Annotated in this window: 22 protein-coding genes; 12 read left to right on the top strand and 10 right to left on the bottom strand. The window is 51.9% G+C overall.

The features are described from left to right. The first annotated feature begins 27 nt into the window (after nt 1-27). The 6 genes from H6F94_RS15650 (at nt 28) to H6F94_RS15675 (ending at nt 6,830) form a co-directional block, all read left to right on the top strand. On the top strand, nt 28-1,485 hold the full coding sequence (locus H6F94_RS15650; RefSeq protein ID WP_190803166.1) for a sensor histidine kinase: 1,458 nt from the start codon (nt 28-30) through the stop codon (nt 1,483-1,485). A 24-nt stretch (nt 1,486-1,509) separates the two neighbouring features. Next, entirely contained in the window at nt 1,510-1,971 is a 462-nt protein-coding gene (locus tag H6F94_RS15655; RefSeq protein ID WP_190803167.1) for a response regulator, read from the top strand. 92 nt (nt 1,972-2,063) lie between these two features. After that, nucleotides 2,064-3,248 (top strand): sensor histidine kinase, encoded by a 1,185-nt coding sequence (locus H6F94_RS15660; RefSeq protein WP_190803168.1) that lies wholly within the window; start codon nt 2,064-2,066, stop codon nt 3,246-3,248. Nucleotides 3,249-3,451: 203 nt separating this feature from the next. Beyond that, nucleotides 3,452-3,913 (top strand): hypothetical protein, encoded by a 462-nt coding sequence (locus H6F94_RS15665; protein ID WP_190803169.1) that lies wholly within the window; start codon nt 3,452-3,454, stop codon nt 3,911-3,913. Between the two features lie 703 nt (nt 3,914-4,616). Beyond that, nucleotides 4,617-5,648: a rod shape-determining protein gene (locus tag H6F94_RS15670; RefSeq protein ID WP_313949308.1), complete on the top strand. Its 1,032-nt coding sequence runs from the start codon at nt 4,617-4,619 to the stop codon at nt 5,646-5,648. A 246-nt stretch (nt 5,649-5,894) separates the two neighbouring features. After that, entirely contained in the window at nt 5,895-6,830 is a 936-nt protein-coding gene (locus tag H6F94_RS15675) for a hypothetical protein (protein WP_190803170.1), read from the top strand. 289 nt (nt 6,831-7,119) lie between these two features. Here the strand turns inward: H6F94_RS15675 and H6F94_RS15680 are convergent, their stop codons facing one another. The 3 genes from H6F94_RS15680 to pyk form a co-directional block, all read right to left on the bottom strand. Continuing rightward, nucleotides 7,120-7,239, bottom strand: a complete 120-nt coding sequence (locus H6F94_RS15680; RefSeq protein WP_190803171.1) for a photosystem II protein Y — start codon at nt 7,237-7,239, stop codon at nt 7,120-7,122. A gap of 166 nt (nt 7,240-7,405) precedes the next feature. Further along, entirely contained in the window at nt 7,406-8,080 is a 675-nt protein-coding gene (locus H6F94_RS15685; RefSeq protein WP_190803172.1) for a Crp/Fnr family transcriptional regulator, read from the bottom strand. A 149-nt stretch (nt 8,081-8,229) separates the two neighbouring features. Further along, nucleotides 8,230-9,657, bottom strand: coding sequence for a pyruvate kinase (gene pyk / locus H6F94_RS15690; protein ID WP_190803173.1), 1,428 nt, complete (start codon nt 9,655-9,657; stop codon nt 8,230-8,232). Nucleotides 9,658-9,783: 126 nt separating this feature from the next. Between pyk and H6F94_RS15695 the strand changes: the two genes are divergently transcribed. Together H6F94_RS15695 and H6F94_RS15700 are read left to right on the top strand one after the other, a co-directional pair. After that, nucleotides 9,784-10,128, top strand: a complete 345-nt coding sequence (locus H6F94_RS15695; RefSeq protein WP_190803174.1) for a pentapeptide repeat-containing protein — start codon at nt 9,784-9,786, stop codon at nt 10,126-10,128. A gap of 284 nt (nt 10,129-10,412) precedes the next feature. Continuing rightward, the gene (locus H6F94_RS15700) at nt 10,413-10,910 is read left to right on the top strand and encodes a quercetin 2,3-dioxygenase (protein WP_190803175.1); all 498 of its coding nucleotides are present in this window, start codon (nt 10,413-10,415) and stop codon (nt 10,908-10,910) included. Between the two features lie 153 nt (nt 10,911-11,063). On the opposite strand, the gene H6F94_RS15705 is transcribed toward H6F94_RS15700, so the two are convergent. After that, nucleotides 11,064-11,873 (bottom strand): MOSC domain-containing protein, encoded by an 810-nt coding sequence (locus tag H6F94_RS15705; RefSeq protein ID WP_190803176.1) that lies wholly within the window; start codon nt 11,871-11,873, stop codon nt 11,064-11,066. A 370-nt stretch (nt 11,874-12,243) separates the two neighbouring features. Between H6F94_RS15705 and H6F94_RS15710 the strand changes: the two genes are divergently transcribed. Continuing rightward, on the top strand, nt 12,244-12,825 hold the full coding sequence (locus H6F94_RS15710; protein WP_190803177.1) for a DUF924 family protein: 582 nt from the start codon (nt 12,244-12,246) through the stop codon (nt 12,823-12,825). Nucleotides 12,826-12,949: 124 nt separating this feature from the next. On the opposite strand, the gene H6F94_RS15715 is transcribed toward H6F94_RS15710, so the two are convergent. The 3 genes from H6F94_RS15715 to H6F94_RS15725 all read right to left on the bottom strand — a co-directional run bounded on the left by H6F94_RS15715 (nt 12,950) and on the right by H6F94_RS15725 (nt 14,985). Continuing rightward, complete coding sequence (locus H6F94_RS15715) at nt 12,950-13,246, bottom strand: GIY-YIG nuclease family protein (RefSeq protein ID WP_190803178.1); 297 nt, start codon at nt 13,244-13,246, stop codon at nt 12,950-12,952. A gap of 218 nt (nt 13,247-13,464) precedes the next feature. Beyond that, entirely contained in the window at nt 13,465-14,220 is a 756-nt protein-coding gene (locus tag H6F94_RS15720) for a chorismate lyase (protein WP_313949309.1), read from the bottom strand. 165 nt (nt 14,221-14,385) lie between these two features. Next, on the bottom strand, nt 14,386-14,985 hold the full coding sequence (locus H6F94_RS15725; protein ID WP_190803179.1) for an NUDIX domain-containing protein: 600 nt from the start codon (nt 14,983-14,985) through the stop codon (nt 14,386-14,388). 112 nt (nt 14,986-15,097) lie between these two features. Here H6F94_RS15725 and H6F94_RS15730 point away from each other — a divergent pair, with 112 nt between their 5' ends. Both H6F94_RS15730 and H6F94_RS15735 read left to right on the top strand, forming a co-directional pair. Beyond that, nucleotides 15,098-15,688 carry a (2Fe-2S) ferredoxin domain-containing protein gene (locus H6F94_RS15730; RefSeq protein ID WP_190803180.1) on the top strand — a complete coding sequence of 197 codons (591 nt, stop codon included), beginning with the start codon at nt 15,098-15,100 and terminating at the stop codon, nt 15,686-15,688. A gap of 186 nt (nt 15,689-15,874) precedes the next feature. Continuing rightward, the gene (locus tag H6F94_RS15735) at nt 15,875-16,156 is read left to right on the top strand and encodes a DUF2103 domain-containing protein (protein WP_190803181.1); all 282 of its coding nucleotides are present in this window, start codon (nt 15,875-15,877) and stop codon (nt 16,154-16,156) included. Nucleotides 16,157-16,670: 514 nt separating this feature from the next. Here H6F94_RS15735 and H6F94_RS15740 read toward each other — a convergent pair. Beyond that, the gene (locus tag H6F94_RS15740; RefSeq protein ID WP_242041211.1) at nt 16,671-18,785 is read right to left on the bottom strand and encodes an NAD(P)/FAD-dependent oxidoreductase; all 2,115 of its coding nucleotides are present in this window, start codon (nt 18,783-18,785) and stop codon (nt 16,671-16,673) included. Nucleotides 18,786-18,911: 126 nt separating this feature from the next. Between H6F94_RS15740 and H6F94_RS15745 the strand changes: the two genes are divergently transcribed. Beyond that, on the top strand, nt 18,912-19,142 hold the full coding sequence (locus tag H6F94_RS15745; RefSeq protein ID WP_190803182.1) for a hypothetical protein: 231 nt from the start codon (nt 18,912-18,914) through the stop codon (nt 19,140-19,142). An 85-nt stretch (nt 19,143-19,227) separates the two neighbouring features. Here the strand turns inward: H6F94_RS15745 and H6F94_RS15750 are convergent, their stop codons facing one another. Both H6F94_RS15750 and H6F94_RS15755 read right to left on the bottom strand, forming a co-directional pair. Beyond that, a complete protein-coding gene (locus H6F94_RS15750; protein WP_190803183.1) occupies nt 19,228-22,620 on the bottom strand; it encodes a hybrid sensor histidine kinase/response regulator in 3,393 nt (1,130 codons plus the stop codon). Nucleotides 22,621-22,801: 181 nt separating this feature from the next. Then, the gene (locus H6F94_RS15755) at nt 22,802-26,314 is read right to left on the bottom strand and encodes a GAF domain-containing protein (RefSeq protein ID WP_199320449.1); all 3,513 of its coding nucleotides are present in this window, start codon (nt 26,312-26,314) and stop codon (nt 22,802-22,804) included. Between the last annotated feature and the right edge of the window lie 98 nt (nt 26,315-26,412).

The raw sequence follows: 26,412 nt of genomic DNA on the forward strand, positions 1-26,412 counted from the left end.
TAGGCATAGTTTGCCCATTCTCTCTGAATGAGCCAAATTCAAAACAGCAAGTCGAGCCTTACCAAACAGCCGAGAACTCTTACCGTCAGCTTCTTGTGGCTGGGGGTTTCCTGTCTGGTTTTGCTAATTGCAGGCGGTTGGGCGTTAACAGCAGCCGTTAACAACAGTCAGCGGCAAGAGGATGAACGCATCAACCGCTACCAGGAAATTTTGCGCTGGACCAACTTGCTTTATCAGGGAGCACTAGATGCTGAAACCGGCATTCGCGGCTATCTCATTACGCGGGATCCTCAATCTCTGGCTCCCTACTATGAGGGTCAGGCTAATTTTGCCAAAAACTTGGCTTTGTTACGGCAGGTCGAAGCGCTGAAACAGAGTGAGAGACTAGGCCAGATCGAGCGCAGTTTCGAGGCTTGGCAGAACCGCTTTGGCAGACCAGTACTCAAGAGTTTCGGTAACTCAGCCGAGATCGAGCGTCTAGCCCAAACCTCATTGGCAGGAAAGGCAGTTTTTGACTCTTTGCGTCTAGACATTGAGGCTTTTCTCGGTGAGCAGAGAGCACGGCTTATTACGCAGCAGGCTGTAGCGCGTAAGACGCGCGACCTTATATGGCTGGTTAATAATATCTGCACCTGTTTGGTGATGCTGGGCGTGCTGCTGTTGGGGTTATGGTTGCACCGCAGCTTACAGCAACTCTTGCAAGTTCTCGATGAGCGCACTCAAACTCTAACGGCATTGCAACAGTCACAGAAAGCAACACAAGCAGCTCTAAACCGCTTAGAAAAAGCCAACACCGAGCTTGATAGTTTTGTCTATTCTGCTTCCCACGATCTGCGCGAACCTCTGCGCAGTTTAGAGGCCTTTAGTGGTTTTCTACTCGAAGACCTTGGGCCTCGCCTAGAGGGACAAGAGGCAGACTACCTCAACCGCATTGTTAATGCTACGCAGCGAATGCGCCGTCTGCTCGAAGATCTCCTGCAACTGTCCCGGATTGGGCGAGATCCGGAGCAGCACAGTAGTGTCGATCTCAACTGGGTTCTGCGTGAGGTTTTGCTAGAGTTTGAACTACAAATTCAAGAGCGTCATGCCAAGCTTCGGTGTCCTGAAGTGTTGCCAACAGTAACTGGCAATGCAACGGAACTTGCTAGTATTTTTCGCAATCTCATTGGTAATGCGCTTAAGTTCAGCCCAGGTCCTTATGGCGAAGAAGGTGGACCTCAAGTTGAGATCAGCTATGCTGAGCAGCAACATGAGTTTCTGTTTTGGGTCCGGGATTGGGGGATTGGGGTTGACCCGAACTACCATGACAGAATCTTCGTGCTCTTCCAACGTTTAGGACGGCGGGAGGAATTTGAGGGAACTGGCGCTGGCCTAGCCATTGTGCGCAAAGGTGTCCTGGCTCATGGTGGCCAAGTTTGGGTTGAGTCTCAACCCAATGAAGGAAGCTGTTTCTTCTTCACAATTCCTAAAAATCCAAAACTTTAACTTCTCCCCCTATTATGCAAGATTATGCAAGCCCTAACTTCTCCACAACATCCTGTGCGCATCTTACTGGCGGAAGACAGTGAAGACGATATTTTAATTATTCAACGGGCTTTTCGACGCGGACAGATCTCGGTAGATCTGCAGGTTGTACGGGATGGTCAAGAGGTGTTGGACTATCTCCAGCAGCAAGGAAAGTTCAGCCAGCCAGAAGTCGCGCCTCGCCCCGACTTGTTAATGCTGGACATCAATATGCCGCGCAAAGATGGACTAACCACCCTGCGTGAAATTCGGGCAGATCCACGTCTGCGTCTTCTGCCGGTGATCATTCTAACGACTAGCCGCGCTCAAGAAGATATTGTTAGCAGCTATGAGAGTGGTGCTAATACCTATGTCACTAAACCAAATCAGATCGATAAGTATATCGAGGAGATGCGGCTCATCGACTCCTACTGGCGATTGGTTGCAGTTCGCCCTCCGCTTGTTTAGCCCTGCTTTGACGCAAGGGTTCAGTTTCGCTTAGCAGCCTAAGCCTAAACCACCGATCTACCCTATAAGAGTGCCCTGAGGCTGACTGAGTAATGAGTATCCGCTCCCGTGTTCTGATTGTAGATGACTCACCCGATAGCCGCCTGATCTATGCTCGCCATCTTCGTAACGAGCCCTACGATATTGCAGTAGCGGCAGATGGCGAAACCGCCTTGACGCTCATTAGCGAATCACCTCCAGACCTAATGTTGCTCGATAACATGCTGCCTGGGATCAGCGGTCTAGAAGTGCTGCAACGGTTGCGCAATGATCCGATCACAGCGGATTTACCGATCGTGATGATCACAGCGCATAACTCTACAATGCGACCTCGGGCCTTAGAGCTAGGGGCCGATGATTTCATTAGTGTGCCATTGGAGCCAGTAGAGCTTAAAGTGCGTCTGCGCAATTTACTGCGAATGCGACAGACCACTAGAGAGCGTGCAATCTTGGCAATTCGGCAGAAGCTGATGGAAGAGCAGATGCAGGAGGCTGATGAACTCAGCCGCAACATTGTCCACGACCTAAAAAATCCGCTGTTCTGTATGCGCTTACTTGGGGATACCCTGCTGCGCTATCGAGAGAGTTTGCCCCCTGCTGTGCAAAATTTAGCACCAGTTCTGCGCAAAGAAGCAGACTCATGCCTGAGCCTGGTTGAGGAATTACTGAACTTTTTGCGGGACAGTTACCAACAGGAAATATGCGGTGTTATTGATCTAGGGCAATTGCTCAGCACGATTGTGGACGAATTGTTACCACTAATTGAAGCCAGTGGTGCGATTCTGCAAATCGCACCAGATTTACCAGAGCAGCTCAATGTTCAGCCCCAGCGCATTGCCCGAGTGTGGCGCAATCTGCTCTCCAACGCCATCAAGTATTCTCAGAATTCTGCAACTCCTATTATTAAAATTAGTTACAGTCAGCAAGAATATTTTCATTGTTTTAGTATCAGTGACAACGGCGTCGGCATTCCACCAGAATATCGAGACGAGATTTTCTTGCCCTTTCGAAGGGTGACTTCTGAGAGCGAAGTAGCTGCTCCTGAAGAGCAAACGATCGGACATGGTGTCGGCCTAGCTATTGTTAAGAAAATCATTGATCAGCACGGTGGCCGAGTGTGGATTGCCGAACGGGAGGGTCCAGGAACTGAGGTTCTGTTTACACTTCCCAAGCAGGTGATTTGCCCTGCAAATTCTAATCTGCAACGCTCAGTTCCAGCACTACCCGTGGAGCACTAGCTGCTGCATCTTGTCTTGAAGGTCCTCGATAGACCTACTTGAACCTAATCTTGAATCTAGCCTCAATTTAAGGATGTAACTAAGGCTAATGTGGGAGCCCTTCACAGATATCCTGGGGGGAATAAACCGTGAGCAGATCTCACAGTTTTTTTGCTTTAATAGATAGGCTCACACTGCACTGTGTTCGATAGGGTTCACCCGACATGGCCTCAAAGTCCAGTATTACTGACAAGTTACAGCAGTATCGCAAGCTCCAGGAGCAACTTCAGCAACTCGAAAGTGAGATTAATATCCCCAACGAGTATCGCGAAGGGAACAAGGTCGAAGAGGGGATTCAACTTCAGAGCGTTATAGACGGGCTTGAAGATCTAGGCTTGTCACCACATCAGTTAGCTGACTACATGGCAGCCAAGAAGATTGTGCCCAGAGGGTATAACTTGGTTGATCCAAGCGGTAAAGCTTCTGGTCGCGGTGTTGGTCGTAAAAAGGGGGGAAACCGCTTCAGCCGTCTGACCTCAGAGCGTAAAGCCTGGTTAGAATCGGCAGTCGCGGATAATCCTAAAATGACTGACACGGATTTCCTAGAGATGATGAATGCTCAGTTTAGTGGTGATTTCTCACTAGAGGTGATCAGTAAGCTGGTTGAAGAATACCGTCGTGGTTAAGCGGCTAGCCTGACTACATTTTTGGTCAGGCATTTGATTTACTTGAATTTCTTGAATTTAAAGAACCTAGGGCTGGAGATGCAAGGATCTTCAGTCCTTTTATTTTGAGTGATTGACCCTGATTAGAACCAACCGGACAATTTGAACCCTCACTGTTGTCAACCAGTGCTCAGACCCGCTTCGCCTTGATCTCGTGTTTAGGGGGGTGAACCCTCTTGGGGTCTTTTCTACCCTATCTTGCCTATATATTGATTTGGATATTGATCCAAGTTTGGACGGAATTTCCTATATCTTTCGATACAATCCTAGGTATGGGCAGATCAGCAGAGAAGAATGCACAACGGCAGCTGTCAAAGATGTGTAGCATCACACAATCTCGCTATTTGACCCTCATCTGAAAAACTCTCCTCTAAAAATGCTGATTTCGTACCTAGACGATTTCTGCAGACTGTCCGGAGAAATATTGTGGTTAGGTGAAAGATCCACCATCACCAGACATTAATTCCGCTTCAGAGTTTAGAATACTTGCTTGCCTTTTAGGTTAGCGAGGAAACAGTCGAAACATGAATAATTTAGCCTCCCCAATCGTTGGGCTAGACTAAGCGGGACAAACGTAATAAGATCCACCTCGATCAGCCTGCGGCGCTGGTAGGGCGCTGTCGGTGACAACCTACACCATACAATTCGGGAGCACGAGACACCAGTGGGCATCTTTAAGCGTCTTTCGCGGGACATGGGCATAGACCTAGGAACCGCAAACACCCTGGTCTACGTTTCTGGTCGTGGCATTGTGCTTCAAGAGCCTTCTGTGGTGGCCATGGACATGAACGCCAAAGTGCCTCTAGCGGTTGGTGAGGATGCTAAGAAAATGCTGGGCCGCACCCCCGGCAATATCGTCGCCATGCGCCCGCTGCGCGATGGTGTAATCGCCGATTTTGATGTGGCTGAGCTGATGCTCAAGCATTTTATTACCCGTGTGCACGAGGGCAAAACGCTGCTCCGTCCCCGGATTGTAATTGGCATTCCCTCTGGGGTAACTGGAGTAGAGCGGCGGGCCGTTATGGAAGCGGCACACCAGGCTGGGGCTGGCGAAGTTTACCTGGTCGATGAACCTGTAGCAGCAGCTATCGGCGCTGGTCTGCCAGTTGCTGAACCTACCGGCAACATGATTATTGATATCGGCGGTGGCACCACCGAAGTTGCGGTGCTGAGTTTGCAGGGCACAGTGCTGAGTGAATCAGTCCGCGTAGCAGGCGACGAACTGAGTGAAGCGATCACCCAGTATATGAAGAAGGTTCATAACCTGGTGATTGGTGAGCGAACTGCGGAAGAAATCAAGATCCAAATTGGTTCGGCCTATCCAGTAGATGAAGAAGCCATGATGGAGGTGCGTGGTCTGCACCTGCTCTCTGGTCTACCTAGAACTGTAACGATCAAGAGTCCAGAAATCCGTGAGAGTATGGCTGAGCCTCTCTCAGTAATTATTGAAGCCGTCAAGCGCACTCTAGAACGCACCCCACCAGAACTAGCGGCAGACATTATTGACCGGGGCATTATGCTCGCCGGCGGTGGCGCGCTACTAAAGGGGATTGATACGTTAATCAGCCACGAAACTGGCATTGTCGTGCATGTGGCAGCTGATCCGCTAAGCTGCGTAGTGCTCGGAACTGGACGCGTCCTTGAGAACTTTAAGCAGCTGGAACGGGTGTTCAGCGGTAGCTTTAGAGCGCACTAAGCTTGAGGCATAGGTGCAGGTCTAGCATTCGGGATTCTCAAGTGTGGCTCTGGTTCAACTACACTATCCAGCTAGAAATTAAGGTAAAGGCTAAACAAGGGGATCTCTCTGTAGAGAGATCCCCTTGTTTAATTAGAGCTTGTGTAAAACTCTCTCTTTATGCATAAGTAGAACCCCTACTAAGAAAGATTCTAAAGCCGACTAGCTTTGCTTTGATAGGCGGTTAGTCCCTTAAGGTTAAGCGTAATGAGAACAAGATTTCTAGCTCTTATTGGAACCGTTGCTGCCCTAGTAACCGCTGGCGGCGCTGCGGTTGCACAATCCACTGCTCCTGCAGGCGGTGAGATTCAGTTGTCTCGTGAGGGTCGTGAGATCCTTTGTCAACGTTTCCCGCTCAATTCCCGTTGTCCTGGCGGTTCGACTGGAGCTGTCAGTAATAGAACCGCACCGGCTGCGGCTGGAGCGGTGACGACTCCTAGCGACCCCAATAACGATCCCTCCGGTCCTAGTGGCAATCCAGCTATTCCTTACCCCAGCCGCAACGGCCCAGAGAGCTTGAACCCCGAAGGCAATACGCCTGGAGCCAGCGGTAGCAGTGCCAGCGGCACCAGCTCCAGATCTCAAGCTTGCGTTGCACCTCAGGGATCCTCAAGCAGTATGTCTGGCATGTCTAACCGCAATAGCGGCATGTCCAGTGGCAGCATGTCTAACAGTGGTTCTTCGCCCCGCGGCGCTGCTTCTACCGAGCCTCTAAGCCAACGCAGCACAACTGAAGTTCTGGAAGACTCCTCTGAACTGCGGGTTCAGCCTGGTGATCAGCAAGCCAGCGACAGCCGGGCCAGCTCCAACCGCACGAGTGGTAGCACCTCCGGCAACATGACTGGCTCTATGGCGCGTGGTGCTTCCAGTAATAACTCTCCTCGCGGCGCTGCTTCTACCGACACAGTCGGCGAACGGAGCACAGCCGAGATTCTGCAAGATACCTCTGAGCTGCGCGTTCAGCCTGGTGACCAGCAAGCAGGTACCGGGCAAGAAGCTTGCGAACCTCCTACTGGCGGCCAGTCTGGTCGTAGTACAACGCCTGGTTCCTCTAGCAATCAGCCCAATGGTGTGAACGGTAACAACGCTGCTCCAGGTGGCGCTTACGCTCCGACAAACGGAGCTGGCGGCAACCGTCAGTAGTCAGTACGACCGTTGAGTCAGTAGGTGTCAGGTCAACAGAGCAGACGCTTAGGTATTCGTTGCAGTACGGTACAGTCGGCGTAATATCCAAACTTCAATGGGGGAGAGAGCAATTTAACCTGCTTTTCAGTCTGGGAACTTCTTCTCTGCCCCATTGAGCTTATTTGGAAAACAGAAACCAGGCCCCGAAGAGTAATCTTCGGGGCCTGGTTTGAAAGACAGACCCGATCAGGAAATTCAGGTCCAGTTTCCAGGTCTATTGATTTGTTTCCCGATTTGTCCCCGGCGATTAACGGGTGCGGAAATCGTTGCCGATGGCGCCCTGTTTCCAAGCGCGGAAGATATTAAACAAAGCCCAGCTACCTGCTAGCAGTACAGGACCAACCACAATTAGAACTCGCCAGTCCATTTTGGATATACTCCTACGCGAAATATTTGTTGATATTTGACATTGTATGGATAGAGCGATGCAAAGGGAATCGTTTGCCCTCTTTTCATCATCCCAGTCTTTGGTCAGACTCTGGCTCAGTTTTTGATCTTCAGGCCATTCCTCAAGCTTGTCTTTGGCACTGAACTTACAGCTCAGTGAGGCTAGCACCAGCACAGACAACGATGTGACGGCTGGGGTCAATCGTAATCCAGCCTTCACTGCGCAATTTGCCTAGCAGTCGGGTCACAGTCACACGGGTAGTGCCGATCGCATTAGCGAGGTGCTGGTGGGTTAGGCGAACACCCAAGCGAGTCCCTTCCACCGTTGCCTGGCCGAGCTCATTCTTGAGCAGCCAGAGGATGTGTCGCAGCCGATCTTCAACACGGCGCTGACCAGTCAGGGCCAAAATCGCTTCTGTTTGGCGCAAGCGGCGGCTCACATGCCGGAAGATACCCTGTGCCAAAGTGGGCGAGGCTTCCACTTCAGCGACAGTCAGACGCATCAAATCCACATCTGAAAGCGCTGTTGCCATATAGGGTTCTAGCAAGGTGAAGGGCTGGCCGAAGGGCATCGACGGACCGGCTAGACCAAGCAACGCTTCGTCACCACTGGCGTACAGCGTACTGAGCTGCACCACACCACGACAGACGACCCAGATCTCCTGTGGTTGAATCTTGATAATCTGACCGCTGCGGAAAGGATATAAGGGTCGGTCTCGATAGATCCCTTCCATCAGCTGCCGGTCATACACTTCTTGCAAGCTTGGTTCAGAGAAGCGAGCTGTGTACGAGGAGTCGCTCTGGGGATGTAGCTTAGCCATACTCACTCCGTAGCAGCCTTCAGGAATGGGCTGCTGCCATCAGAGTAGAGTGCCAACGTAAACAGCAGGTAATCAAAACTTAAAAACTGAGGGGGATGTGTGCCAGATGACAGCACTTCTCAGGTTGCATATGCTCAGGGCTCAGGTGTCTAGGGCTCAGAGGGCAGGGTATGAATTTTGAGAAAGTTGGTGCCCCTAGCTTTCTGCATAGGAGTTCCGCCCAAGATGAGAATGGCATCGCCAGCACTGGCTAAGTGGTGCTGACGCAAACAAGCTTCGATTTGTTCAATGATGCCTTCTATAGAGCTGGCTGGCTGGTTCAGCAGCATCGGCATCACGCCCCAATATAGATTCATTTGACGATAGACAGCGAGGTCAGGGGTCAAGGCAATGAGCGGGGCGCGGGGGCGTTCAGCAGCAGCGAAGCGAGCTGTATAACCAGTCGTGGTGAAAGCAGCGATGCAGCGCAAGTCCATGATCTGATCGATGGTGTTAATTGCTTCACTTAGAGCGTGGGTGGCATCAATTTCGGCAGGGGGCAGGTTAGGAAACTCCAAAATCTGCTCTACTTCTACGGCAATGCGCACCAGCATCTCCACAGCCTGTACTGGAAACTCACCCACCGCTGACTCACCGGAGAGCATGACGGCGTCGGTACCATCAAAAATCGCATTGGCGACGTCGCTAGCCTCAGCGCGGGTAGGCCGAGGGTTGCGAATCATACTGTCGAGCATCTGCGTGGCTGTAATCACAGGTAAGCCGCGCTCGTTGCAGGCGCGAATAATTCGCTTTTGTAGAATTGGCACTTTCTCGGGGTTGACCTCGACCCCCAAGTCGCCCCGTGCCACCATCACACCGTCGCATTCGTCCAAAATAGCGTCCAGTTGGGCAACAGCCTGAGGTTTCTCAATCTTTGCCATGACTGGCACCGTTGCCCCCTTTTCTGCCAGCAGAGCTTTGAGGGCTCGAATATCTTCAGGGTGGCGCACAAAGCTCAGGGAAACCCAGTCCACGCCTTGAGCTAGCCCAAAATCTAGATCCTGCTTGTCTTTGTCAGTTAGAGAGGGCAAGCGCAGATTGAGGCTGGGCAGATTAACGCCCTTACGGCTTTTAAGAACACCACCACGAACGATCTGGCAAAGCACAGCGGGTGCTTCAATGGCACTCACAGTCAATTCCAAGAGCCCATCATCAAGCAGCACTCGTGTGCCCGGCTGGGCCTCTTCCGCTAGAAAGGGATAGTCGATGGGGACGGTATCTGGCTGTTCGGCAAAGTGGTCAATGGGAATCAGGGTTAAGCGACTGCCCTTGTGAAGCGTGATCTCTCCTTGAGGCAACTGCCCCACCCGAATCTTAGGGCCTTGCAAATCCTGCAGCAGCGTGATTGGCACATCCAGCTCGTCAGACACCGCGCGGATCAGCTTGACTGTGCGCGCGTGGTCCTCGTAACTGCCGTGGGAGAAGTTCAAGCGGGCAACCGACATGCCCGCCTCGATCAACTGCCGCAGCACCTCTGGGGAGCTGCTGGCAGGGCCGATCGTTGCGACAACTTTTGTGCGGTGGAGAAATGGGGGCATGCAATCACCTTTAACATTTGCCTAGCCGGACAAGGTGTTACCGCCCACACTTTAAGCAGAATGGGTAGGCTGGTTCCAGTTGTCAACTTGGTTTTGTGAGCAGAATGAGCAGCAGAGGACAAAGCGATGTTGGTTGATGAACTTCTGAGACGGTACGCAGCGGGGGAGCGCAATTTCCGCCGAGCAACCTTGTTTGCTGCTGAGCTGAGCGAAGTGAATCTGAGCGGTGCCGATTTGCGTGGGGCCAATCTAACCGGAGCCAAACTTGTAGCTGCTAATCTCAGCAAGGTTAAGCTCGGCATGGCCAACCTGACTGGAGCTAAGCTCTCAGTCGCTAACTTGAGTGAGGCTGACCTCAGTGCAGCTAACCTAGGCGGTGCTGATCTTAGTGGAGCCAAGCTTGAAGGCACATTCCTGGATGGCGCTAAGCTGACAGGCGCGATTATGCCGGATGGCAGTATTCATGGTTAAGGTCAGGGCTAATTCAGGACTAGTCCAGGGCTAAGTTCGGTAGATACAGCAGCCAAGGCAATCAGTTATTTCCAGGTTCGACTTAGTCGTCAAAATCTTTTACGACTTTCACCAAAATCCTCACAAGAGCGAAGGCTAATTCTTTCCGTTTTTTACTTGAGCCGCTAGTAGGAAAGCTTTCCAAACTTGGCAATCAACTTGCCTTCAAAGTCAATGCGCTACCCGAACTGAACTTCTAGGATGAAAGAGTAAGCAACTTGATAAGCCTAAGGAAGTTCCAAACAATGACACTACAAAGTGGTTACGTTCTTCTGCCTGGAGAGGGTAAAGCAGTTTGGTCAATGAGCGGTTTGACAACCATTAAAGCTTCTACTGAAACCACTCAAGGCAGATTTGGCTTATTCGAGCAACTATTGCCCCCAGGCTTTGAACCTCCAGCTCATGTTCATGAGAAGGAAGACGAGGCGTTCTACATTCTGGAAGGGGAACTCAGCTTCCGTTGTGGCAACCAAAGCGGTCGGGCAACGCCAGGTTCATTTCTATTTTTGCCGCGCGGTGTTGTCCACAGTTTCCGAATTGAAAGTTCGACTCCTGCCAAAATTCTGATCTTTTGTACTCCCGGTGGCTTCGAGCACTTCTTTGAAGAAATGGGAGAACCGGCACAACAACGCGAATTACCACCTAGGGAACAGCATGAGCAAGGGCAGCACGAGCCTGAAAAAATCACGCTATTGGCTGCAAAATACAAGCTCTCTTTGAAAGAGCCGCAACTTCAGTCCTAGACAGGAGCGAACCACGATTGCCAGAGGCAAGCCAAGCATATTACGCTGGCTTGACTCTAGCTTTTATCAACCAGTCTTTGCTTAGTAGAAACAACTAATCAAAACAATCAGGTTGCCTTCTAGTCTTTGGCTTTGACCGCTAACTTTGCGTTTCTAACTTTGTACCTCTAATACTTCCACAGCATCACCGCGACGGACTTCCCCTATGTTGGTATGAACTAAGTTCTGACCAAAAACAACACCGCTCTTCGCGCGCCGATAAGTGGCTAGTGTGACTAGAGGCTCTTTTCCCCGCTCGGCAGTGGCTTGGTCTGTAGTTGTGATCGCACAGCGTTCGCACAGTTTGACGCCCCGAAAGGTGGCATTGCCAATGCGCACTGCCCGCCAACCATCTTCAGCATAGGGCTCACACCCAAACACCACCAAATTCGGTCGAAAGCGGTTCATAGGCAAGGGAATTTCTAACCGCGCGTTGAGATCTCTCAAGGAAGCTTCCGAGATCACCAATAACGGATAGGCATCTGCAAAGCTGACCTGAGCGGGTTCGCTAATGTAGTCTGGCTCCACTGGTCGGTCGTAGCCCTCGCCAATGCGCACTAAACGGCAAGGAGTTTCGAGGAACGTACTTAACCACTCAGCCGCAGCTGAACCCTGGTCAACCGCCTGACATTGATCGTCCCAAACTGTCACCGACAAACGCTCGCTTGCTATGGGCGCGAGCGGGACGGAGAACTCAGGCATCCCTGGCGATGTCAAGCGCAGACTATCCGGCTCCAAAGCTGTTTTGATCAGAGCCAGACGCGGAAACGCCCGCTGCGTGAGGAAGCTTCCCTTTTCATCCACAATCAGCCAATTACGGTCATAACGCAGCCCCCAAGTATCTAAGTGGGCTGCATCCAGTTCAATGCCAGCACAGGACTTAACCGGGTAGACGTAAATGGCAGATAGAAGGGGCTGAGACATGCAGAATTCCTCGCCTTGTAACAGCAACACCCTATCGAAGGTTTAAAAGGGCGATGAGTTCGAGAATTCAGTTATTTTTTTAAGTATTGATAATCATTGCTTAGGTTCTGGAAGCAGTTACAACGCTCCGGCAGCACCCAAGTTAGGGCATCAAGTAGTTAGGGCATCAAGTAATGTTGCTAGGCGGCTGTGCCGAGTTTGGGTTTCAGATTTTGATTTTTGGCTTCCAGAAGTTGGAAAGCCGAGCAAGATACAGCAGCTCATGCAGCTGCTGTATGACCGTATTGGTACAGACTCAATGAAATGCTTACACAGTAACTTGTCATACCGACAGTCTGTATGATGAAGCGGAATTCTTAGGTCTGAGAGAATGTCATTGATTGAGGATGTTCTCAACTTCTGGTTTGCTGACGCCCACCAAGATCAAGCCAGCCTGCGTGCCTGTTCCAAAGTTTGGTTTGGCAAAAAAACAGACTTTGATGATCAAGTTCGGACTCAATTTGTTGAGGTTTATCAGCAAGCGGTTGCTGGCGATCTAGATAACTGGCGGCAGTCAGCTCAAGGCTGCTTGGCTCTGATTCTCCTATTTGATCAGTTTCCCCGCAACATGTTTCGAGGTAGCGCCCAAGCCTTTGCCACAGATAGCCAAGCGTTAGGTTTAGCCAAGCACGCCTTAGCGCAAGGGTTCGACCGCGAGCTGCTACCCGTTGAACGCTGGTTTCTCTACCTGCCATTTGAGCACAGCGAGTCCTTAAGCGAGCAGCAACGCTCGGTTGAGCTGCAACGGCCGCTCGAGGAACAGGTGCAAGGTCTAAATATTCTCCGCTACGCCCTGCGGCACCTTGAAGTGATTGAGCGATTTGGCCGTTTTCCCCATCGCAATCGGATTTTGGGCCGCTCTACTACAGCTGAAGAAGCGGAGTTTCTCAAGCAGCCGGGCTCGTCGTTCTAGCCATGTTGTTCTGATTACCTGACTCTAGCCTGTGGGTCTACAGAGACTGTTCTGACTAGTAAGGCTTGGTTCAAACTGAGGCAGAACCGCATCAGCCGTAACAATTGGCTCAAGGATAGTTGGCTCAGGGTTTCTTGCGAGCACTCGTGCCATTGATATCTTTGGTGATGTCTTTGGTCTCTTCGAGCAGACGCTCAATGCCAATAATCGCCCGGTCAGTAGCAATATCTTTAAGGGTGTGAAACGAAAAACGCCGCTTGTCCCCTTCGCGATTCCAGGCATCTAACAGCGCAGCATTGGGATAAGTGCCACTGTTGAGCTGCTCCAACAGCAACGGCCACAATTTCTTAATGGCACTGGCATCACCAACGTAGAGCCTTAAGTGACCGATGTGAGCAAGTGCGTAGACGCCAGAGGCCATTGCTTATAAAAGCAGGGAGAATTACCAGCAGTCTATTAGTGGTTGTGGTTTAACGCAACCATCTGCTCAACTGCCGCAGCTTCAGTCAAGGTCTTAGCGTTTGCTTGTAGGCTTGGCTTGCTTACAGGTTTTCTTGCAATTGCACCAATCACCCTGACCGGTTCACCTTCGGTTCACCTTATCAATTGACCTTGGTCAATCAGCTTGCAGAACTCTACTCAACTCTCCGCTGAACTCTCGCTAGTCGGCCCCAGGTAGCGGCTGAGCACAGGAGAGTAAACCTCGTAGATCAGGGAAAAGGGCGCTCCACCATGCCAAAACAGGTAGTGCCTCCCCCAAAATGGCCCAGGCATTTCGAAGGCTTCTTCCAAAGCCTTGTTGTGGCCCAGAAACAGGGTCCGAATATCTCGGTAAACTTCTCGGCGCGACTGACTCAAACTGATGCCGATGGGCAAGCTAGGGTCTGCCAGGTACTGATCAATCTGACTGGCTTGCCACCAGGAAACTGCATAGGACAGCCGTAGACCACTCTCGGTTCGCAACCAAACCTGTCGCCGCAGACGAGGGCCTGGAATGGCAGTCAGCTCTGCTGGCGCACCATCTGCATCAGACCCAATATCGCTGGCGTCCAAGATGTCTACCTGCACGGTTTCGCCAGTTAGCAGCCTCAGGTTTCGCGTAGCCGAGCCATCGCCCAACAGAAACATCCGCCAGGCTGGTGATAGATGGGCGGGTTGACCAGGCTGCAATAGATCTGGCCCAGCAGTCCAGACCGGTTTAAGCGCACACCAGGCTTCAGGCTGTGCCCCTGTCTCTGGGCTGTGGGCTGGCAAGGAAACAACGGCTCGTTTTACTCCTGTTGATCCCGCTCCTGTTGATCCCGCAGACGATTCTAAGCCAATGGCCTGCTGAGGGCTGGGCACTGACCGCTGTTCGAAACAGCCGATATCTTGTGACGCCGAGTATCCCTTCACCAGACCTCTTAACAAAACTTTTCACGTCCCTGACGGGATCATAAGCTAGGAGATGACCGCTTATCCACTGCTTCTGCCATTTGCCTGCTGTCATCGCTCGTCGTTGCTACCCTGGGCTGGACTTCGGCAAGCGATAAAGAACTTCATTTAGCTGTCCAATTGACCCTATAGCAACCCACGGGCCTTGAGTTCTGCCGCACACCACAACAGGGCCAAGGCACTCTTGGCATCAGGCATCTGGGCAGAGCTAGCCAAGTGCATCGCCTCTGCCGCATTCAGCAGAACTCGTTCGATCAACTCGCCGTTCTCAAGTGCCTGTGGCTGCTCTAGAGTCACCCCGAGCGCCAGAAAAACGTGGGAGCGCTCATCGCTGCGGCTGGTCGTGGGGTAAAAGCAACCTTGATAGAGCAGTTCGCGGCAAGTGCCACCGATTTCCTCAGCCAGTTCCTTACGGGCCACGGCTGCCAAAACCGTTTGGGAGACATTGGGATTGTAGGCATCAGGGTGGTCATGCAGGCCTCCAGCTGGCACTTCTAAGCACCACTGATCGACTGGGTAGCGGTACTGACGGATCAAGACTACGGTTCCGTCTGCCATCACGGGCACGATGAACACTGCCGCCGGTTGCTGCAAGTATTCGTAGGTGGTTGATTCTTGACCCAGCAGCAATTGGTCCTGCCGTAGCCGTAGCCAGGGAGTTGCCAAGAGACAGGTACTGCCTAGAAGGTGCCAGCCCAACTGCTTGCCCAACGGTTTGTCGGTCATCGTCACCCTACTGTTGATAATTTTTCTCATCTAGCGTTAGCTTGAGGAAGAGGGTTTTCCTCTCCCTTCGCTGTTCGTTGTTTGTTTGTCCCCTTACTTAAACACGTGCCCTATGTCTTCCCATAAATCGCCTTGCCGTGTTGCTGGCCGCATTGTCCGCTACGAAGCTGCTAATTCTGGTCAAATCAAGCATTTACGGCTGGCAACGGCTGGGGGAGAAGTGGAAGTCAAAATCCCCAAGTTTCTGCGCTCCACGGTGCAATCAAGTTTGCCTGCTGGAACCTGGGTCGAAGTGATTGGCTATCGCAAGTGGGCTGACAGCCAGATGGAGATCAAAGCAGCCCTGATTGTGGCAACTGGTACCGTGGCGACTGCTGTGCTAGAGGCAGAAACCGCAATGGAACCAAGTAAGCCAGCGGAGACCAGTGCCTCTGCCAAGCTAGGCACCATTCAGGTTTGTCAAAAGTCAGACTGCTGCAAGCGCGGTGGTACAGCGCTTTGGAACGCCTTGGAGACAGAGCTGGACCGACAGGGCTTGAGCGACCAGGTGAAGCTGAAGGGGACAGGCTGCATGAAGCAGTGCAAAGCAGGTCCTAATCTGGTGGTTTTGCCTGACAAGACCCGCTACACCTACGTCAAACCCCAACAAGTCCCACAGTTACTAGAGAAGCACTTCGGTGAAGTGTTCGCCCACCAGAAGTGAGCACTCAGGAACAAGTTATTAACTTGAGAATGCTTGTAGAAGCTTGACAAAGACTTGGTAGAGGCTTGCAGAGAACCCCTCTCGAACAGCCCCAGTACCGCAAATACAAGCTATTCTCAATTGGGGCACCACTGGCTTAGGCGATTGGGAACCACGATTTGAACCGCAATGCCAGAGGTCCCAATTATGAGCGGCCGGGTTGTACTCAACCACTCCACCCATGTTCCCGGCCTGATTCCGATTTTGCATGAACTAGCCCGTCGGGATGGCATTCAAACCATCACACCTGGCGTGCTCAGTTCTGCTCGGGCTCAGGCCCCTCGCTTGATTCTGCGTATCTCAACACCGATTCGAGGCGGCTTCAAGCTTCAAGCCCGTAAGGGAAAGACGGTGCAGGAAGTGTTTGTGATTACTCGCCTGAGCCAAGTTGACTTGGAAAGTGCCGTGGCGCAGGTGCTCGATCGCTAACTGCCTCTAGTCAGAAGCCCATTAACCCTGCAGTTAAGCTAATGCTCAGTCGACGCTGGAACCGCTTGGGAAAGACAAAGGGTTCAGGAGGCTACTTCCTGGTCCATAGAGCCAGCATGAGTACAGCGCAGCTACAGTTATTTTTAGGATCTCAACTTCAAGTACATTGAATTTCCTCAGTTTGGCAACAAGTTAAACTTTGGTTGTATTCATAATTTTCTCCTTGAGAGACTGAGTGAGCAGAAGTTGTACAGTATTCGAAGCCAAATTAAGCAGCAAACTCTATCTTTTAGGAAAGAAATCTAGCTTCTTATTCAATTGGCTTCGGGTCACTTGTCCAACATCCTTATCCTAAAAAAAGGCACTCAATAGCGCACAAGGTTTTCTGAAAATCAAATTCTAGATTTAGCAACGGAAAATTGCTTGAACGGAAGCTGCCACAAATCTATTACAGGAGATCACAGTGTGATCTCCTGTAATAGATTCGGTCTAGGCCCTAATCTAGAAGCCCAATTTAGGGCGTATCAGCCTTAGCAACCGTGGGCAAGCTACCCTGACGGTAGACCTCCGGTAACTTGGAGCGATTCACAGAAAAGCCTGATCCAGGTTGACCGGCCCCATAGGTGAGCCAGTAGCTCCAAGCCAGCAAGCGGAACCAGAGCAGCGGATTTTGCGGCTCGATCCAGCGCTGCATCCAGCGCAGAAATGGCGGAACCCAACCAGCCAGCAACACATTTAGCAGAGCATTCCAAGTAAAGCTTAGATAGCTAACCAGCCAGCGCAGAGCATCTCTCGGTCCAGCCAATTCCCAAATCCAGGGCAGCAGAGCTGGGTTGGTGAAGGCAGCCCGGATCGCCATGCGGTTGAAGGCCAGCCAACCAGCGCGATCTTTAATAAAGGCATCGGCAATCTCAGGCGACTCCCCGGCCAAAATGCCGAAGAAGGTATTGAGCATTGAGTTCACCCGTGCAGGTGGCAAATGCTTGCCGGTAGGGACCATCATGCCTTTGGAGAACAGCCAGGTGACGGCGACGTTGCTTTGGTAGGCACGGATGCGGTCCAGTTCGCCAGAGGCTAACAGGTCGTACTTCAAGGCTGTGTCTAGCAGCTCAGTCAGACGGGGCAGATTGCGCACCAGTGAGCCAAAGCCGGTAAAGACTAGGGGCGATTGCAAAGCCGCCGCATCCCCAACTGCAATCAGTCGGTCAAATCCCACCCGCCGCGAAGTGGCTCCAGTACTGAAATGTCCTGGAATGTAACCGAAGGTCGCTTTTTTCCAGACCAATTGGTCCAGATCGCAACGACGATACTCCGGCAAAATTGCGAAAAAGTCTTCGTACATTTCCAGCAGCGAGCCAGGATTGTCGGGGTGCACTTGGTGGTAGTGGAACAGGTAGAAGGTCAGGTCCTTGCCCTCGCCAGGAAACAGCTCCCAAATCAACTGGCGTCCCCGCGAAATATCGCCGTGACTGTAGAGCACATCGCCGTAGCGCGAGTCCCAAACCCCCGGCTCAAAACCATCAGCAATCACTGCACCAACCGTGGGGCAAACGCTGTCAAAAGCTTTGCCACCATTGAGTTCCCAATTGAGCTGCCAAGCAATGGGAGAGGCAGTACCCATCGCATCGACCACTAAGCGCCCTTGATAATAAGCCAGTTCACCGGTGGGCAGGTGCCGCGCCGCCACTACCGCTCCTGTGGCGTGGCTATAAACCTGCTCAAACTCAGTCTGATCGCGGATCTCGCCACCTAAGTCGCGTAGTTTTTGACCGCACAACCGCAACAGCTTCTCAGAATCGAGCGCAATGTTTAAAACCGTGGGCGTATGTAAGACGGGGGCCCGAGCTTGAGGCGGATTATTGGCATCAAAGAATTTATTGAAGCCATCTACATATTCACGGGCGATCAAGCCCTCAAATTCAGCCTCACTTAACAGGCCGATTTCAATCAGACTCTGAGCTTCAGACCGCGAGATATTCCACTCCCGGTTCATCCGACCAAAGGGCAAGCGCTCCAACAACAGCACGCGGTATCCGAGCCGGGCCATCACTGCCGCATGAATGACCCCGAGGGCACCGCCCAGGTAGATCAGGTCGTATCGAGAGGTTGCAGGCTCAATATTGGGCGGCAGTCCTTGAATCACCACTTCACGCGGCTTTTGGGGAGAGCGCACACTTTGACGCCAGCGTTGCTCCCACCAGTAAGCCCGCATCAAATCATATTCACCGTCAGGAAATCTTTGAAAATACTTAACGGTAAGTGGGTATTTTTGCTCAAGCGCTTCAAAAATCGACTGGCTGTCCGGATTGAAGGCGGGAGGCTCTGGATATACGCAGGGGAAGCGACGACGCACCTGCTGCTCAAGCTCCCTCAAAAGCTGGGGTTCTCCCGGCAGCATCTGCTGAGCCCAGCGAAATGCTTTTAAGTAGGTAGTGCGCTGCACAGACCAAACAAAGATGCTTAATTCCCCGCCTGCAAGGGCAAGCCGGATTCCGTCAGGAGTCACCGTTCGAGCTGGCTGCTCTTGGCTTACCGTAGCAGCCAAAACTGGCTGAAACTCTCGCTGGAGCCAGGCCCGAACCGCCTCAAGATCGGGGGTAGGAACTTCTAGATACAGTCGCTCGTACATCGTGCTCAAAAAATTGTCACCTCAGCTACTCGCTGGATTGAAAGTGCGCTATACTTACACCACTTCTTTAGACTTCAAGAAAGTTAACACACTTCCTCATTTTTTAATTTTTAAGGAAACACACTGATGAATTATCCCATTCCCTCTAGTCCTGAAGAAATTGTTGCCTTACGCCAGCGTCCTGTGGACGAGGATTTGATCGCAGCAGCAATTCTGGGCGTCATTCGCGTCGCCCGTGCCCAGGGTCAATCTCTGCCGGATGTGATGGCTGAACTGCGTCGAGACGACCAACTGCTCGATCCAGATCTGCGGCGGTGGCTCTGCGGTGTAGTTGAGCAGACTTGGACCCTGGTTTAGCTCTGCTTTAGACCTGATTTAGACGCTGGTAGCGAACTCAACTAAACACCATAAGCGCCCTAACAGCTTGCTCTAGGCTATTTGATCATCTTGAAACCAGGCCGTGATGGTCGTAGTTCAAGGTATTTGTAACAGTCTCTAGAAGGCCCTGCTCTAGGTAGGGCTTGGTGAGATAGGCGTTAGCGCCTAATTCCAGTGCCATCTGACGGTGCCGGTTGCTGCTGCGGGAGGTCAACATGATCACAGGAATTTGGCTCAAGGCAGGATCTTGGGCTCGATAGCTCAAGAGTTCAAAACCGTTGAGGCGCGGCATTTCAACATCGCAGATCATCAAACTCACCGCATGTCGTCGCAGTTGCTCCAAGGCTTCTTGACCATCCCGAGCTTGCACAATCAGGTAGTTCGCCTTTTGCAGCGTTAAGGCGAGGCTTTGGCGCAGCGTAATCGAGTCATCGACTACCAGGATTGTGGGTCGTCCATTGGCTGGTGCCTTAGGCAATTCCTTCAACAGAGGGGGCTGGGCCAGTTGCCCCGGAGGAAGCGCAGCAGAAGCAGAACTAGGAGGAGCAGGAGCAGACGGGGACGCCTCAGGTGAGCCCACTAATTGGCTTACTAATTGACCTGGCAATTGACCCGGCAACTGGCCCGGTAATTGCACTAACTGACCCGGCGCTTGCGACGGAGCAGCCACTGCTGCTTGCTCTAAGACGTAATGAATGAGTGCGGCACCATCCAGGACCAGCGCTAAACGCCCATCCGCCAAGACACTACAACCAGAAACATAACTAGGGGGCGCAATCAGAGCCGTACTCACCGACCGGATGACTAGATCTTGTTCGCCTAGAATTTGGTCAACTTCTAGCCCCAAGCTGTGAATTCCTGATTGCAACAGCAGCAGCGGTTTGGGTAGCAACGTCTCACTGCTGGCATAGAGAGCAATACCTTGGGTCTGGCTCTCAGGCAAAGGTGAACTATATGGCAGGAGGTTGGCCAGTTGATGCAGGGGAACTGGATGCTCATCTTCGCCCTTGTACCAATCCAAAACTCTTTGTCCTTGCCAGAGTTGAATCTGCTCTGCTTCTGGCATCACAATCTGCTCTAGGGCATCGGCAGTAAAGGCGTAAACTGCCCCGCCAGCCTGACAAACAAACAACCGAGAAATGGTCAAGCTGAGAGGAATTTGCAACGAAAAGGTCGTTCCCTGTTGCAACTGTGAACGCACCGTCACCGAACCTTGCAGGGATTGTAATTGCGATCGAACAACATCCAAGCCAATACCACGCCCAGATAAATCACTAACCTGGGCCGCCGTGGAGAAGCCAGGTTCAAACAGTAAAATTGAGACCTGCTCGTTAGAGAGATGATCTAGCTCCTCTGCCGCTAACCAGTTCACTTCGAGCGCTCGGCGGCGGATCTGTTCCGGATTAATTCCTTGCCCATCATCGCTGACTTCGATGATTGTCTTTCTACCCTGGTGATAGGCGTGGATATGGATTTGTCCGGCGACTGGTTTGTTGTGTTGCAATCGGACTTGACGCGGTTCAATTCCGTGGTCAAAGGCATTGCGGACTAAATGTAGCAAGGGATCATAAAGTTTTTCAGCAATGGCTTTATCGACCAAAACCTCACTGCCGTGAAGATGCAGCTCAACAGGTTTGTCGTGCACAGCGGCGAGTTGTTGCAACAGGCGAGGAAAGCGATTAAAAATCGTGCCCAAGGGCAACATTCGCGCTGCAACTAAATCGTCTTGAGTGTTGGTGAGTAGGCGGCGCTGCTGGTCTAAGACTTGACTGGATTGTTGAACGTGAAAGTCAATTCCCTCAGCGGCTTCTTCGAGTTGCACAGTTTCTTCCCACGCACTCTGTAGAAGCACATGAAATTCGCTGTAGGGATCCATTTCAAGGCTGTCGAAGCGATAGAAGGGAGCCTGCTGTGCCCCTGCTAGGGTTTTGACCGGTTGCCGTTGCGGTTTGGTTACTAATCGGTCTGCCCAGTCGCGGAGCTGACTCAGGGTTTGCTGGTGTCGCTGCAATTGCTGCAGCAATGCCTGAACTGAACTCTGGCTTTGCTCATTGCCAAGAGCTTGGCGGTTCTGGTTGGTCAGCAGTTCACCGGCCAGGTAGTTTAGGCGTTCCAATCGCTCTAGCTCGACCCGCACGCTCTGAGCTGGGGCGCTGGCCTCTTGGGGTTGAGATGCCGGACTAGGACTGAAGCTGGCTGCTTGGGGCGCTGCGGTTGGTGGGGGCGGGGGCTGAAAGCCTGGCTCTAGGTCTGATAACAGAGTCTCCAGGCTCTCTAGGCCCTCTCCGACCTGTGGCTCAAAACTGGACAGACTCGGCGCTGGCGTTTGATCTGGCCAGCTTTGGTCCGGCCAAGTTGAATCTTGCTGTATTTGGTCGGCCTCTATTTGGTTGGACCGTGTTGAGTCAGGCTGTGTTGGATCTAGCCAGGATTCGTCGGCCTGTGTTGAGTCAGGCTGTGTTGGGTCTAACCAAGTCGGGTCGAGCAGTTGCTCCAAAGGCTGTGCCTCTAAAGCCCAACCTTCAGGCGGTAGCTCAGAGCTTTCCTCCACAGGCCACTGGCTCACCTCAGCCGTCAAGCTACTAAAGATATCCTCCAGGCTGGGAGTTTCTAAAGTCTCTGCTGCCACCTCTGCGGCGACAGGCTGAGTAGGAACGATTAAGGCTTGCAGTGCTGGCGATACAGCCCCACCACAGTCCCGGTCCCCCGCCAGTACAGCCGCCTGTCCCTGCTGGAAATCAGCTAGAGCTAGTTGAGCAATCGTCAGCGCTTGATCAGGGTTGGCGTCGAGCGACTGAAGCGCAGCTTGCGCAATGCTGCCGAATCCTGGCAAGTTTAAAGACTCTGCTAGACCAACAAAGACCTCGGCTTGAGTGCGCAGGCTTAAGGCAATGATCCCATCCGAGCCATTTGAGCTATCTAAGCTCTCGGCTTGCGCCACAGTAGTGGCTAATTGCTCTAAGCGCTTGCTCACTCCAGTTTCGAAGATTGATTGGGTAACATCAAAACCCAATTCGGCAGAGGTTGGAATCTGCGCTTCCTCATCGAAACAATCACCTAACCGGCTCTGAAGTTGTGTAAACACAGCCGCAGCTCGGTCAAAAATTTCTGCCTCATTGATTGCACTGCCGGTGAACTCCGCCATCAGCGGCAATCGCAAGCATTCATAGCCTTGAAACAGTAGAGCCTCCAACTCTAGGTCAATAACCACATCTGGGTTATAGAGCGACTTGAAGACATTTTCCAGGGAATGAGCCACCGTTTTGACCGTCTCAAGCCCCACGCTGGCAGAAGCCCCTTTGAGGGTGTGGGTCATGCGCATGAGGGTGTGCACTTTGGCAATGCTGTAGCCCTCCCGCAAATTGAGAAGCTCCTGCTCGATGGTTTGCAACAGCTCCGGTGCTTCCATCAAGAAGAAGGCGTAAGTCTGATCTCGAATGCTGGGGTCAGCGTTCATGCAATTCTCCACAGGGCTTTTATTGGCAAGTGCACTTGGAATCGCAACCTTAGAATCGGAACAAAATCGCAACGGTGGCTATGGTGCTGGCTTAGAGATGACCCTTACAAATAGGACCTTACAGATGGAGCCGCTCGCAGGGACGTTCCAGGGCAAATACAAGGCAGATACAACGATTCATTTATTGGTTGACTTTGAACTGGCCCACACTGACTTGCAGCTCATCCGCCGTCGCCAGCAACGCGTTGAAGGAGGCAGAGATTTCAGCGGAGTCTCCAGAAGTTTTGTTGGCAATTTCCGCCACTGCGGTCATCGATTGGGTAACCGATTGCGCCTGCTCATTTTGTAGAAGTGCCGTTTGGGTGATGTCCTCAACGAGTTGGCTAATCTTGGCTGTGGCCGCGACGATATCGTTTAGACTTTGGCGAGTTTCGTTGACCAAATCAGTTCCAGCCACGACTCGCTGAATCCCCGTTTCCATCGCCGCCGCAACCGCACTGGTTTCGCTTTGAATCTCCTGCACCAGCTTCTCGATGTCGGTGGTTGCAGCTGCAGATTGCCGCGCTAAAGAACGAACCTCATCCGCCACCACAGCGAAACTACGCCCATACTCACCGGCACGGGTAGCTTCAATCGAAGCGTTCAGCGCCAGCAATTGAGTTTGCGCTGTGAAGTTGCTAATCAGGCTCACGACCTTGAAAATCTTCTGGGAGGATTCGCTCAGACGCTTGATTTTCTTGCCTGTTTCAGCCACCGTTTCACGGATTTCTAAAATGCCATCGACCGTGCGGTTCATGGCGACATCACCGGCATGTACCGTCTGATTGGCCTGCTGAACTGCCACTTTGACCTGTTGCGCGCTGGCTGATACTGCCTGAGTTGAGCCACTCATGAGTTGGATCTGCTCAAGAGTTTGAGCAATCTCTCGAAACTGCTGAGACGCTTGATTGGACAAGCCTTCTAAAGCCACTTTGCTACTGCGCGAGGTCAGCGACACATTGGCCGCCGCCGTTTGCATTTGCATCACAACTTGGCGCAGGCTTTGAATGGTTGTGTTGTAGGCGTCGGCAATTGTGCCCACTTCATCCTCGGTGACTGGTGCTCGCACCGTCAGGTCGCCACCTAGAACTGGACGCACAGAAGCCAACACCTGAACAGCGTGGTTCTGAAGTTGCTCTTTGGCTGCTTTTTCTCGCTCTGCAGCCTCAGCAAGTTGCTGTGACTTTAGTCGCAGTTGTTCGAGGTATTCTGCCTGTTGCAAAGCGACGCCGAACTGAGTGCCGATTTGCACCATCACATTGACATCTAGCTCTTCCCATTGTCGGGGGCCAGAGTTTTGATAAGCCGCCAACAGCCCCCAGAGTTTGTTCCCTTGAAGAATTGGCACAATGACATAGGCTCGGGCTTCATACCGTTCCAATACATCTAAGTAGCAGCCTGGAAAGCCCGCTTGATAAATGTCATTGACAACCTTAAAACGGGCTCCTCTGCCGTAGGCACCGCCTTTAGTATCTTGTAAATAGGTGTCTACTGGTCTGAGCTGGTCTTGACCCAGGTATTTAGCACTGCACTCCGAGATATTTGCTTCAAACGTGCCGTTCTCCTGTTTATCTTGTAGGAGAGACATCCAACCACTAGCAACAGACTCAGCTACAAACTTCCCGCTCCAATCTGGCTCAAACCGATAAACTACTACCCGTTCAGCTTGGAGCAGACTGCGAACTTCTTTGGTGGTGGTTTTGAAAATGATATCAAGGTCAAGGGTTCTGCGGATCTTGTCAATGACTTTAGAGACTAAGCGCTCTCGTTCGGCGACTTTAGCTAGTTGTGTGGACTGGGCTCGCAGTTGATCCAGGTATTCAGTTTGTTGCAAAGCTACGCCTAACTGGGTGCCGATTTGCGTCAGCAGTTTGACTTCTTCTTCTTCCCAATGCCGAGGCCCACTATGCTGGAAGGCCGACAGCAGTCCCCAAAGTTTTTGCCCTTGAACAATAGCAACGACCAAACAAGATTTAACGCCGAAGTTCTCTAGAGCTTCAACGTGGCAGTCGGTCAGACCCGCAGTGTAAACGTCATCAACGACTAGCGGTTCGTTGCTGCGGAACCTACCGCCTTGGTGTTCGTTGAGATAGGGATCTTCCCAGCCACTACCCACTAGTTTCGGCCAGCCGCCGGACTCAGACTCCACCACAAAATCGCCGAAGTAGTCTGGGCGGAATTTGTAGATCGCTAAACGCTCTACCCCCAACAGTTGCCGAACTTCTTGCGCTGTGGTTCTGAAGATAGTGTCGATGTCTTGAGCTTGACGAATCTTGTCAATGACCTTGGTGGCTGCTTGTTCCCGTTCGGCAACCTGCTTGAGCTGCTTAGACTGCGCTTTGAGCTGTTCCAGGTATGTAATTTGCTTCAAGGCAGCGTTGAATTGGGCAACGATTTGCTCTAGCAAATAGATCTCTGATTTCTCCCAGTTGCGTGGGCCAGAGTTTTGGTAAACCCCTAGCAAACCCCAAAGCTTTTCATCCTCAAAAAGCGGCACAATCAGGTAAGCTCGGACCTCAAACTGCTCCAAGATCTCAACGTGGCAGAGTGAGTGGCCTGCCTGATGAATATCATTGACCGCAAAGGTTTCATGATGCCGATAGCGGCCCCCCTGCGTTTCCTGTAAATGGCTGTCTTCCCAAATTGTTTTGATATTCGGTCCAACCAGTTTCACCCAACTAGCGCCCACAGATTCTGAGATAAATTCGCCGCTCCAGTTGGCATCGAAACGGTAAATAGCAACGCGGTCAGCCCGTAATAGATTGCGAACTTCTTGAGTAGTCGTCTTGAAGATAGCCTCTAAGTCAAGGGATTGCCTGATTTTGTTCAGGATCTTCGTAACCGACTGTTCTTGTTGAGTCTGAAGTTGCAGTTTGGCGCGAAATTCCAGCGGCTGCAAGGCAACCGTTAGCCTGGTTGCAACCTGGTAGAGCAGATTGATCTCTGCTTCCTCCCAACGGCGCGGCGCAGCGCATTGCTGGACCACAAGCAAGCCCCAGATTTGACCTTCAAACCAAATCGGTAGACTCAAGCTAGCCTTGACTTGCAGTTCCTCCAGCAGTTTCAACTGGTAGGGGCTAAGCTCAGCCGCATAGATATTACTGATGGCGACGACTTGCTGCTCATATTCCGCGGCTTGGTCAGCGCCAAAACAAAGAACTGGCAAGGTTTCACCGAGCGATGGTGCCCACTTCCGGCTGACCGCCTCGGCGATGACTGTGCCCTGGCTTTCGGAACTGAGACGATAGATCAGCACCCGATCCGCTTGCAAATAATGGCGGATCTCAGCTGCCGTTAGCTTCAGCAAATTGTCCAGATCTTGGCCCTGCCCCAAGTGCCGCGTAATGGACAGCAGTTTTTCCCGCTCCGCTTTCAGTTGTCGTTCAGTGGCTTCGGTCCAACTGGCCAGAAACTGCTTGCGGACACCAGCGATAAAATTTTCAATTTGTGTAACTTTAAGTTCTAAAGCAGACTTCTCTGGCTCTGCCGTTTTCTCCAGCTCTGATTTGAGCGAGGAAACAACAGCACTGATTTGTTGAAAAGGGGAGCTAGGATTCGCTAGGTTCTGAGTGCCATTAGTGCCATTAGTGCCGTTAGTGCCGTTAGTGCCATCGATTGGCTTTGAAGTGGCTTCAGACTGATGCAGCATGGACATGGATAAGACCTCGATTATTCTTTAAACTAAATGACCACAAATTGGGTGAGCCTAAATGGGGTGAGCCTAGACAAAGTGAACCTAGACCAATCGCTCAA

The sequence above is a fragment of the Leptolyngbya sp. FACHB-261 genome (assembly GCF_014696065.1).
Taxonomy (GTDB): domain Bacteria; phylum Cyanobacteriota; class Cyanobacteriia; order FACHB-261; family FACHB-261; genus FACHB-261.